The organism is Georgenia sp. EYE_87, from assembly GCF_023148685.1.
In the GTDB taxonomy this organism is placed as follows: domain Bacteria; phylum Actinomycetota; class Actinomycetes; order Actinomycetales; family Actinomycetaceae; genus Georgenia.
In genome coordinates this window covers 1-10,583 of the sequence record NZ_JAHXNL010000004.1, presented here as the reverse complement: position 1 = coordinate 10,583, position 10,583 = coordinate 1, and the positions used below count along the sequence as shown (strand labels likewise).

The following is a 10,583-nucleotide window of genomic DNA, read 5'->3' as shown; positions in this document are numbered from 1 at the left end:
GGGGGTCTGGGGGGGGGGGGGGGGGGGGGGGGGCGGGGGGGGGGGGGGGGGGGGGGGGCCGGGGGGGGGGGGGGGGGGGGGGGGCCCGGGGGGGCCCCCCCCCCACCCCGAGTCACTCGGTGACGCCGACGTCCAGGAAGGACAGACCGGTCAGCGGCACGGGCGCGAAGCCGGACAGCGAGCCGGAGTCCCACGCGGTGGGCAGCTGGCGGTGCAGCAGCGGGTAGAGCGGCACCTCCTCCGAGATCAGGTCGAAGGCCTGGTTCCACAGCTCCTGCTGCTCGTCGCCCTCGGTCTGGACCGCCTGGTCGAGCAGGCCGCTCAGCTGGGCGAACTCCTCGGTGTCGTTCCAGCGGTAGCGGCTCTCGGACCACACGTTGTCCCCGTACCACCACCGCATGAGGATGTCGGGGTCGTTGCCGAAGACGGAGGGGTCACCGGGGGCGACCATCACGTCCAGCTCGCCCGCGTCCACCTTGGTGTACTGACCGCCGGACTGGCCGATGTCCAGGGTGGTGTCCACGCCGATCGCGTCCAGGTCCTCCTTGATCAGCGGTGCGACGTCGGACACCCAGCCGGTGTCCGTGGTGAGGAGGTTGATGGAGAGGTTCTCCACGCCGGCCTCGGCCAGCAGCGCCTTGGCCTTCTCCGGGTCGTAGGTGTAGACGGTCGAGGCCTCGTGGTAGTTCGGGTGGTCCTCGGGGAGGAAGCCCGTCGCCGGCGCGGCGTTGCCGAGCAGGCCGGTCTCGATGATCTTGTCCATGTCGAGCGCGTAGAAGAACGCTTGGCGCACCCGCGGGTCGTCGAACGGCGCCTTGTCCGTGTTGAACATCATGAACAGCAGGCCGAAGGACTGCACGGACTCGACGTCCACCTGGCTCTCGAGGGCGGGGAGGTCGATGTAGGGCACGTCCTCGATCGCGTGCACGGTGCCCGAGCTCAGGGCGGTGACGCGGGCGGCCGGGTCGGACAGCAGGTTCCAGTTCATGCCGGCGGCCTGTGCGGGGCGGGTGCCGGTGTAGTCGTCGAACCGCTCGAAGGTGATCTTGTCGTCCGGGGTGGCCGAGGTGATCCTGTACGGGCCGGTGCCCACGGGCAGGGCGTTGAAGGCCTCGTAGTCGCTCTCCACCAGGTCCTGCGGAACCACCTTCACGACCGAGAGCCGCTCGGGGACCAGCGAGAACGGGTACTTGAGGTTCACGCCGACGGTGTCCTCGTCGACGGCCTCGACGGACTCGACGAAGTCGATGAAGCCCGCGTAGAGCGACTCGCTCGCCGGGTCGAGCACGCGCTCGAAGCTGAACACGACGTCCTCGACGGTCACCGGGTCGCCGTCGTGGAACACGGCACCCTCGCGCAGGTCGACCTCCCAGCGGGTCTCGTCGACCTGCGTGGGCAGCTCGGCGCCGAGCGCCGGGAAGACCTCACGGGTCACCGGGTCGAGCTCGGTGAGGCCCTCCATGGTGTGCCAGTTGGCGGCGACGGTGACCGCACCGGTGGTCACCATGGGGTCGAACCCGCCGCTGAGCGAGTAGGAGATGCCGGCCTCGATGACGGCGTCGGGGTTGACCTCGCCGGCGGCGGCGGAGCCGCCCGCCGCGGCGTCCGGCTCCTCGGATCCGGAGCCTCCGGCGCAGGCTGCGAGCGCGAGCGCCGCAGTGGTGCCGACGGCGGCGACCTTCCACCCGCGGCGTGTGCCGGCGAGCGCTGAGTCTGATCGGTGCATTGCCTACCCTCCATTGGGGGACTGACGTCTGATGTCTGACGTATTACGATGACACTAGAACGTCGAAGCCGAAGGGGTCAAACATGACGACGAACGCACCTGCCGGAGCCGCAGGACAGCCTACGTTCACCACGCGTACACCCGTGGTGTCGCGCCGGGCGAGCACCGCCGACCAGATCAAGGACTACATCCTCACCCACGGGCTGCGCCCCGGGGACCACCTGCCCACGGAGTCGGAGCTGTGCGACCGACTGGGGGTCTCGCGCTCCAGCGTGCGCGAGGCGATCCAGACGCTCTCCACGCTCGACATCGTCGAGGTGCGCCACGGGCGCGGGACCTTCGTCGGGCAGATGTCTCTCGACGCCCTCGTCGAGGCGCTCGTCTTCCGCGGCGTGCTCAGCCCGGGGGACGACCTGCAGGCGCTGCGCGAGGTGGTCGAGATCCGCCAGGCGCTCGACCTGTCGATGGCGGAGCGGATCGTGCACGCGATGCAGGGCACCGAGAACCCCAACCTGCACGAGCTCGTCGACCAGATGGTGGCCAGCGCGGCCGCCGGGCAGACCTTCCCGAGGCAGGACCGTCTCTTCCACGCCGAGCTCCTGGACCACATCGACAACTCCCTCGTGGGCCAGCTCGTCACCGCCTTCTGGGACGTCCACACCGCCGTCCTGCCGCGCCTGGGCCTCTCGCTGCCCGCCGACCTCGACGTCACCGCCCGCGCGCACCGCGACATGCTGGAGGCGGCCGAGGCCGGCGACGTCGAGGCCTTCCGCACCGCCGTCGTCGACCACTACGCGCCCCTCCAGCGCACGCTCGACGAGGTCCGGCCCCGATGACGCTGCCGGTCGCCGTGGTCGGGACGGGCGCGTTCGCTCGGGAGCACCTCCTGGCGATGGCGGGGATCCCCGAGCTCGAGGTGCGGTGGGTGGCCGGCCGGGAGCTCGACCGCGCCGAGGAGCTGGCGCGCCTGGTGCCCGGCGCCCGCGCCACCACGGACATCGCCGCGGCGGTCGCGGACCCCGCGGTCGAGGCCGTCGACGTGGTCAACGCCACCCCCGGCCACGGCCCGTGGACCGTCGCCGCCGGCGACGCCGGCAAGCACGTCCACGTGGACAAGCCGGCCGCGCTCTCGCTCCCGGAGCTCGACGCCATGGTGGCGGCCACGGAGGGGCGGGGCCTGACCCTCATGGTCGGGCAGACGGTGCGCTTCCAGCCCTCCGTCCGGGCCCTCGCCGAGGCCGCCCGGGCCGGGCGGATCGGCGAGCCGCGGCTGGCCCACCTCACCTGGTACACCGGCCACGCCTGGCCCGGCGGCTGGCGCAGCTGGCAGCTGGACCCGGCCCTCTCGGGCGGCCACCCCGTGCACAACGGCACCCACATCATGGACGCCGCCACCTGGCTGCTCGGCTCCGCGCCCCAGGAGGTCTTCACCCGGGGATTCCGCACCTTCTCCCCCGACATGGACTCTCCGGACAGCTTCCACGTGCAGGTGCGCACGGCAGACGGCTCCCTCGCCACGCTCGAGCTGTGCTACGCCCTGCGCCAGCGCGGGGACATGCTCCGCCGCGTCGTGCTCGTCGGCACCGAGGGCACGCTGCGCCACTCCACCGAGGACGAGCCCGGCCTCGTCTCTGACGCCGCCCGCCCGGCCCCCGTCTCCCTCGACGGCGCCCTCCGCGCGCAGCTGACCCACTGGGTCGACGTGGTCCGCGGACGCACCCAGCCGGTGGTCCGGACCGCCGAGGTGCGCGTGGCCCTCGCCGGCGCGCTGGCCGCCCAGCGCTCGCTCGTCACCGGCCGGCGCGTCCACGTGGACGAGATCGCCGGACACGACCGCTCCGGCGTCGCCGGGAAGGAAGCCCTCGCATGACCGACCGCCCGATCCCCGCCGCTCCCCTGCGCGTCGCCCTCGCCTCCGGCGTGCGCCACGCCGCCGACTACCTGCGCCTCCTCCGCGCGGACCCCCGCGTCGAGCTCGTCGCCGTCGCCGAGGAGGCGGACGCCCCGGAGTGGGTGCGCGCCGACTCCCGCCGCGCCGCCGAGCGGGCCGAGGTCAGGTACACCGACGACGTCGCCGCGGTGCTGAACCCGGACGTCGCCGACCTGGTGGTCGTCTGCTCGGAGCCCACCCGGCACGCCCGCCTGGCCGTCGCGGCCCTCGAGGCCGGCGTCGACGTGCTCGTCGACAAACCCCTGGCGACCTCGCTCGCCGACGCCGACGCCGTCGTCGCCGCCGCCGCGCGGGCCGGTCGGGTGTGCGCCGTCGTGAACCGCACCCACGCACCGGCGCTGCGCCGGGCGCGCGGCTGGGTCGACGCCGGGCACCTCGGGCTGCCGCGGCACCTGGACCTGGAGCTCTTCGCCTCGGGCGCCCACTTCACCACCTCGGTGGAGCGGCCGGAGCTGGTGGTCGACACGGCGCTGTCCGGCGGCGGGGAGATCATGAACTTCCTCGGCTACTGCGCCGACGCCGCCCACTTCCTCACCGGGCTGCGCACGCTCGAGGTGCACGCCCTGGCCGGCTCGCTGTTCTCCCCCGCGCACCGCTCGGCCGGCGTGGAGGACTCCGCCGTCATCACCCTCGAGCTGGAGCGGGGCGTGACCGCGACGATCACGCTCGGGCGGGTCCCCTACGCACCCGGCGGCACGCCCACCACCTCGTCCGTGCGCATCCTCGGCTCGCACGGCCACGCCGTGGCGGACGACGACGTCCCGGCGGTGTCGCACTTCGGCGCGTCCGGCCGTACCACGCTGGCGGCCGACGCGGGGCAGGTGGCCCTGGCGGCCTACCTCGCCCACGTGGTGGGGTCGCTGCTCGCCGGGGAGGTACCCGACTACACGGCGACGCACGCCCGTGCGGCGATGGCGGTCATCGACGCCGCCTATCGCTCGCTCGAGGCGGGCGACGTCGTGCCCGTGCGCTGAGCACCGAGGGGCACCTGCTGCCACGGCAGCTACCTGCCAGGGGCGCAACTTCTACATCAGACATCAGACGTCATACGCTCGGGGCGGCCCGGCGGACCTCCCGCCGCGTCAGGATCGAAAGGACATCGATGTCACTCCTTCGTTCGAGGCGGCTCTCGGCCGCCTCGCTCACCCTCGCCGTCGCACTCGCGTGCGCCGCGCCCCTGGCCGCTCAGGCGCAGACCGCGCCGGCCCCGGACTTCGACGCGACGCCCCCGCAGGCGGGCGAGCCCTTCTACACCGAGCAGGACCTCGCCGTCGGCGGCGAGGGAGGGTTCCCCAACTACCGCATCCCGGCGCTCGCCGTGACGAACGACGGCGACATCCTGGCCTCCTACGACGGCCGGCCCACCGCGTGGGACGCCCCCGGCCCGAACTCCATCCTGCAGCGCCGCTCCACCGACGGCGGCGTGACGTGGGAGGAGCAGACCTTCGTCCACGAGGGCAAGGTCGAGGCGCCGATCGAGGGCTACTCGGACCCGAGCTACATCGTCGACCGGCACACCGGGGACGTCTTCAACTTCCACGTGAAGTCCTTCGACCGTGGCTTCGGCAACTCCCAGCCCGGCGTGGACCCCGAGGCCCGCAACGTCCTGCACGCCGAGGTCAGCGTCTCCCACGACGACGGCGAGACCTGGGAGCACGAGGTCATCACCGCCGACGTCACCGCCGACCTCGGGTGGCGCTCCCGCTTCGCCGCCTCCGGCCAGGGCATCCAGCTCAAGTACGGCGAGCACGCCGGCCGGCTGATCCAGCAGTTCACGATCATCAACGCCGTCGGCACGTTCCAGGCCGTCTCGGTCTACTCCGACGACCACGGCCAGACCTGGCAGGTCGGCGAGCCCGTCGGCGTCGGCATGGACGAGAACAAGACCGTCGAGCTCTCCGACGGCCGCGTCATGCTGAACTCGCGCGACTCCCACCGCTCGGGCTACCGCAAGGTCGCCATCTCCGAGGACGGCGGCGTCACCTACGGCGAGGTCACCATCGACCGTGAGCTGCCGGACCCGACCAACAACGCCTCCATCGTCCGCGCCTACCCCAACGCCCCCGAAGGCTCCGACCGCGCCAAGGTGCTGCTGTTCTCCAACTCCGGCTCCCAGACCTCGCGGGCCAACGGCACCATCCGCATGAGCTTCGACGACGGCGAGACCTGGCCGGTCGCGAAGGTCTTCCAGCCCGGCGAGATGGCCTACTCCACCCTCGCCACCCTGCCCAACGGCAACGTCGGCCTGCTCTACGAGCCCGGCCACAACGGCATCCGGTTCGCCGAGTTCAACCTCGCCTGGCTCGAGGGTCTGGCGGCACCGCTCACCGTGGCGGACGTCGTCGCCGACCGCGGCGAGACCTTCGAGGTCGACGTGCAGATCGAGAACCAGAGCGGGCGCGCCCTGCCCCACGCCGAGCTCGACCTCGACCTCCCCGAGGGCTGGGTCCTGGAGGGGACGGCCGTCCCGCACCTCCTCCCGGGTGCGACCGCGACCGCGACCGCCACGGTCAGCGTCCCGGCCGGCGCCGTCGGCGGCGGCTACACCGTGACGGCGACGCTCAGCTCGGACGGGACGTCGACGTCCAGGACCTTCGACGTCGAGGTCAGCCTGCTCGACCAGGGCAGCTTCTCGATCGCCGAGGTCTCCAGCGAGAACCCGGGCTCCGGCGAGGGAGCAGCCCAGGCGATCGACGGCGCCGCGAGCACGCACTGGCACTCCGCCTGGTCGGTGTCCCCGGCCCCCGGCTACCCGCACCACCTCACGGTGGATCTCGGCGCGGAGCACGAGATCTGGGCGCTGCACTACACGCCGCGGCAGAGCGGCACCAACGGCCGGATCGGCGGCTACGAGGTCTGGACGAGCACGGACGCCAGCACCTGGGTGCCCGCGACGACCGGGACCTTCGCGCCCGGCAACGCCACGCAGCGGGTCGCGTTCGACGCGACCGAGGCCCGGTACGTCCGGCTCGTCGCGACGAGCTCGATCGGCGGGGACCGGTGGGCCTCGGTGGCGGAGCTGAACGTGGAGGGCGTGCGCTGACGCCACGACCCTGAGGCCGGCCGGGAGAGCCGGCCGACCCGGGCCACCCGGCCCGGAAGAGGCCCCGGCCGCCACTGGCGGCCGGGGCCTCGTCGTCCCGCCGCGTGCGGGCCTCGTGATCACCGCCAGGCGAGCTCGTCCGCTCCGTACGGTCGCGGCGGCGCGGGGAAGGCCAGCCGGACCCCGTCCACCGCCAGGGGCGGCGGCACGTGGACGAGGGGGCCGTACTCCGACCCCGTCGTCGACGTCCGCACCACCGCCTCGCCCGCCTCGGCGTCCGGCACCGGCAGGCCCTGGAGCTCGTGGGAGACGCGAGCCAGGCTCAGGCGCACGGCCCGCCCGCCGTGGTCCGCGCGCTCGGCGAGGCCGTCCATCACCGCCGCGGCGAGGAGGTAGCCGGCGGTGTGGTCGAGGGCCTGGACGGGCAGCGCGCCGGGGCGCAGCCCGCCGGGGCCGGAGGTGGCGTAGCGGTGCGCGATCCCCGTCGCGACCTGCACGATCGAGTCGAAACCGCGCTCGCGCCCCCACGGCCCGCGGTCGCCCCAGGCGGAGAGCTCCGCGACGACGAGGTGCGGGTGCCGCCCGAGGACCTCCTGCGCCCCCAGCCCCAGCGCGGCGAGCGCGCCGGGGCGGTAGCCGGTGACGAGGACGTCCGCCTCCCCCAGGAGCTCCTCCACCCGCGCGCGCGCACCCGGGTCGGCGAGGTCGGCCTGGGCGGACCGCTTGGCGAACCCGGTGTCCAGGTGCTGGTCGAGGAGCTCGGGGCGGTCTGGTGGGTCGACGCGGAGCACGTCGGCGCCGAGCGCGCCGAGCGTCCGGGTGGCGGTGGGGCCGGCGATGACCCGGGTCAGGTCGAGCACGCGCAGGCCCGACATCGGCCCGTCGGCCGCCGGCGGCAGCGCACGGCCAGCTCCCCCGGCCGGCCGCTCGTCCACGAGCGGGGCGGCGGCCACGAGCGCGCCGTGCTCGTGGGCGAGCCACTCCTCGGGCGTGCGCAGGGCCGCGGCGACGCCGCCGGCGGCGCGGACGAGGGTCTCGAGCGTGTGCGCGCTCTCGCGCCGGACGGCGGCCCCCACCATGACGGAGGCGGCGTCGTCCGGCAGACCGGGGTCGATCGCGAGCGCCTCCAGGAGCGCCCGGCGGTGGTGCGGGTAGTTGGCGTGGAAGCGCACCCAGCCGTCGGCGGCCGCGAAGAACCGCGACAGCGGGGCGAAGCCGACGACCTCGCGCCCGTCCACGCGCAGGTGCCGGAACGAGGCGAAGGAGGCGGCGACGTCGGAGCTGTCCACGACGATCGCCGGCGCCCGGCCGCGGAGCCGGCCGAGCCGCGTCGCCGCCCGGGCGCACGCGACCACCGAACCGACCGCCAGGCCCTCGACGTCGAGGGGGCCGGCCCACCACCGGCGCGGGCCGACCACGCGCGGCTCGCCGTCGTCGGCGCGTGCTGCATCTCCCCCGGGGCCGCCCGGCAGGACGGGCCAGGGGACCCATCGGTCACCCATGCTCCACATTCCCACGGCGGGCGGTCCCACGGGGGTCAAACCACGTCGCGACGGCGGAAGACCAGTGCACCGGCCAGGACGAGGACCGCGGCGAGCACGAGGAGGTAGACGGCCGAGTGCCCGAACGCCAGGGCTCTCTCGGTGTACTCGCAGAGGGTGCCGGTGCTGTCCGTGGTGCACGTGCTCACGTAGTAGGTGGTGCCGCGGCTGATCCAGCCGTCGACGTTCTTGACCACCAGCCAGGGCTGGAGCCGCTCGAGGTAGCCCGCGAGCATGAGCTCGACGACCACCATGTACCCGACGGCGACCCCGAGCACGGCGGCCGTGTGCCGCAGGAGAAACCCGAGCGCGGCGGCGACGGCGGCGACCACGGCGGAGAGGGCGAGGATGCGCCCCGCGGTGGCCGCGGCGTCGGACCAGTCCTGCGAGGTCATCCCTCCGGCCAGGCCGAGGCTGCCGGCGACCGCCCACGCCCCCGCCACCGTGACGCCGAGGAGGACGGCGGTCACGGGCAGCACGCCGACGGCGGCCGCGAGGAGCTTCGCCCCGTAGACCCGGAGGCGGCGCGGCTCGAAGGTCAGCCAGTTGCCCAGCGAGCCGGTGCTGGCCTCGGCGGCGGTGAACGTCGCGCCGACGAGGAGGGCCAGGAAGAGCAGCTGGAAGGCCCCGCCGGTCAGGACGCCGGGCAGGGACTCCTCCAGCGGCGGGGCGGGGCGGAGGAACCACTCCTCCTTCGGCTCCATGTCCTGGCAGGCGAAGTCGGCGTCCCGGCCGGTGCTGTCCCGCTCGAGCTCCTGGTCGGCGAGGCACTGGGCCAGGTACTCCTCGCCGTTCTCCTCCCAGTCCGCCCGCGCCCGGTCGTACTCCGTCTGCGCCTGCGCACGCTCCGCGGATGACATCGGCTGGGACGACTGCCAGAACCCGAGCAGCAGCATGCCGGTGACGACGACGGCGCCGGCCGTGGCGAGGACGACGAGCCGCCGGGAGAACAGCCGGCGCAGCTCGACCCGGAGCAGCCGCGTCATCGGGGCTCACCGCCCTCGACCGTCGCGGGGACCGGCTGGCCCGACGGGAGCGGGGGCGGGATGCGCCCGTCCCGGCCGGCGTGCCTGCCGCCCGGTGGCGCCTGGCCGGGCCCCTCGCCGGTGGTCAGGTCGAGGAAGACCTGCTCGAGGTCGGCGCGCAGCGGGGTGAGCTCACGCACGTAGATGCCCTCCCGGGCGAGCAGCTCGGTGATGCGGGCGGGGTCCTCGACACCGCGGACCCGCAGGACGGGACCGTCGGGACGGGCGCGCAGGCCGGCTGTGGTCAGCACCGCCGCGGCGGCCGCGGGGTCCGGGACGCCGACCCGCACCGCGGTGATCCCGCGTTCGCCGATCACGTCGCCCACCCGCCCCTCGGCGAGGAGCCGGCCGCGGCCGATGATCGAGACGGTGTCGGCCACCTGCTCGACCTCGGCGAGGATGTGGCTGGAGACCAGCACGGTCCGGCCCTCCTCCCCCAGCCGCCGCATGGTCTCGCGGATCTCCCGGATGCCCGCGGGATCGAGCCCGTTGGTGGGCTCGTCGAAGATCAGCAGGTCCGGCGACTTCAGCAGCGTGGCGGCGATCGCCAGCCGCTGCTTCATGCCCAGGGAGTAGCCCTTGTAGCGGTCGCGGCCGCGGTCGGCGAGGCCGGTGGCCTCCAGCACCTCCCCGACGCGGGCGCGCGGCGCGCCGATCGCGCCCGCCAGGAGCTCGAGGTTGCGGCGCCCGGAGAAGGTGGGGAAGAACTTCGGCGACTCCACGATCGCCCCCACCCGCCCGATCACGTCGGGCAGCCGCGCCGGGATCTCCTGGCCGAAGATGCGCATCGACCCGGACTCGGCGCGCACCAGGCCGAGCAGCATGCGGATCGTCGTGGTCTTGCCGGACCCGTTCGGCCCGAGGAACCCGTGGACGCCGCCCTGCGGGACCCGCAGGTCCAGCCCCTCCACGCCCACCCGGGCTCCGCCCCGGCCGCGGTAGGTCCGGCGCAGTGCCGTCGTCTCGATCGCCAGCTCGCTCATCGCGCTCCCGTGCTCGGAGGGCTGCCGGCACGTCCCGATCCCGCCGACGCGTCCCGGACCGGGACGTCCTGACCTCGCCGGATGCTATCGGCGAACCGGACGGGCGACGCCGGACACGCCGGTCCGCAGCCGCGGACGGCAGGGCGGACGGAGCCGGGACCGCACGCCCACCTCCCCTGACAGGCCGGGACCTCTGTCCCGGTTCGTCGGGATTGTCCGGACCTACGTTTGTCCCGTAAGGAAGAAGGGCCGGTCCGATACCGGTCCCGGAACTGGGCGGGAAGCCAACAGGTGGCGGCCCGCAGATACGGGGA

8 protein-coding genes are annotated in these 10,583 nt (G+C 74.2%); 4 read left to right on the top strand and 4 right to left on the bottom strand.

Going from position 1 to position 10,583, the window contains the following annotated elements:
- Window positions 1-112: 112 nt before the first annotated feature.
- Window positions 113-1,726, bottom strand: a complete 1,614-nt coding sequence (locus KZX45_RS08010; protein WP_248257208.1) for an ABC transporter substrate-binding protein — start codon at window positions 1,724-1,726, stop codon at window positions 113-115.
- A gap of 83 nt (window positions 1,727-1,809) precedes the next feature.
- Between KZX45_RS08010 and KZX45_RS08005 the strand changes: the two genes are divergently transcribed.
- The 4 genes from KZX45_RS08005 to KZX45_RS07990 all read left to right on the top strand — a co-directional run bounded on the left by KZX45_RS08005 (window position 1,810) and on the right by KZX45_RS07990 (window position 6,720).
- Window positions 1,810-2,562, top strand: coding sequence for a FadR/GntR family transcriptional regulator (locus KZX45_RS08005; RefSeq protein WP_248257207.1), 753 nt, complete (start codon window positions 1,810-1,812; stop codon window positions 2,560-2,562).
- The gene (locus KZX45_RS08000) at window positions 2,559-3,596 is read left to right on the top strand and encodes a Gfo/Idh/MocA family protein (RefSeq protein ID WP_248257206.1); all 1,038 of its coding nucleotides are present in this window, start codon (window positions 2,559-2,561) and stop codon (window positions 3,594-3,596) included. Before KZX45_RS08005 ends, KZX45_RS08000 begins: the two co-directional genes overlap by 4 nt.
- Entirely contained in the window at window positions 3,593-4,651 is a 1,059-nt protein-coding gene (locus tag KZX45_RS07995; protein ID WP_248257205.1) for a Gfo/Idh/MocA family protein, read from the top strand. The genes KZX45_RS08000 and KZX45_RS07995 overlap by 4 nt, the downstream gene beginning before the upstream one ends.
- Window positions 4,652-4,779: 128 nt before the next feature.
- Complete coding sequence (locus tag KZX45_RS07990; protein WP_248257204.1) at window positions 4,780-6,720, top strand: discoidin domain-containing protein; 1,941 nt, start codon at window positions 4,780-4,782, stop codon at window positions 6,718-6,720.
- Window positions 6,721-6,839: 119 nt separating this feature from the next.
- Here the strand turns inward: KZX45_RS07990 and KZX45_RS07985 are convergent, their stop codons facing one another.
- From KZX45_RS07985 to KZX45_RS07975, 3 genes are read right to left on the bottom strand one after another with little or no spacing between them, the layout of a single operon-like run.
- Window positions 6,840-8,222: a CoA transferase gene (locus KZX45_RS07985; RefSeq protein ID WP_248257203.1), complete on the bottom strand. Its 1,383-nt coding sequence runs from the start codon at window positions 8,220-8,222 to the stop codon at window positions 6,840-6,842.
- A 35-nt stretch (window positions 8,223-8,257) separates the two neighbouring features.
- Window positions 8,258-9,247 (bottom strand): ABC transporter permease subunit, encoded by a 990-nt coding sequence (locus KZX45_RS07980; protein WP_248257202.1) that lies wholly within the window; start codon window positions 9,245-9,247, stop codon window positions 8,258-8,260.
- A complete protein-coding gene (locus tag KZX45_RS07975; protein WP_248257201.1) occupies window positions 9,244-10,269 on the bottom strand; it encodes an ABC transporter ATP-binding protein in 1,026 nt (341 codons plus the stop codon). The genes KZX45_RS07980 and KZX45_RS07975 overlap by 4 nt, the downstream gene beginning before the upstream one ends.
- Window positions 10,270-10,583 lie beyond the last annotated feature (314 nt).

Excerpts from the sequence above, each read along its gene's own strand:
- KZX45_RS07985 (WP_248257203.1), bottom strand. The coding sequence starts at position 8,222 with ATGGGTGACCGATGGGTCCCCTGGCCCGTCCTGCCGGGCGGCCCCGGG.
- KZX45_RS07975 (WP_248257201.1), bottom strand. The coding sequence starts at position 10,269 with ATGAGCGAGCTGGCGATCGAGACGACGGCACTGCGCCGGACCTACCGC.
- KZX45_RS08005 (WP_248257207.1), top strand. The coding sequence starts at position 1,810 with ATGACGACGAACGCACCTGCCGGAGCCGCAGGACAGCCTACGTTCACC.
- KZX45_RS07980 (WP_248257202.1), bottom strand. The coding sequence starts at position 9,247 with ATGACGCGGCTGCTCCGGGTCGAGCTGCGCCGGCTGTTCTCCCGGCGG.
- KZX45_RS08010 (WP_248257208.1), bottom strand. The coding sequence starts at position 1,726 with ATGCACCGATCAGACTCAGCGCTCGCCGGCACACGCCGCGGGTGGAAG.
- KZX45_RS07995 (WP_248257205.1), top strand. The coding sequence starts at position 3,593 with ATGACCGACCGCCCGATCCCCGCCGCTCCCCTGCGCGTCGCCCTCGCC.
- KZX45_RS07990 (WP_248257204.1), top strand. The coding sequence starts at position 4,780 with ATGTCACTCCTTCGTTCGAGGCGGCTCTCGGCCGCCTCGCTCACCCTC.
- KZX45_RS08000 (WP_248257206.1), top strand. The coding sequence starts at position 2,559 with ATGACGCTGCCGGTCGCCGTGGTCGGGACGGGCGCGTTCGCTCGGGAG.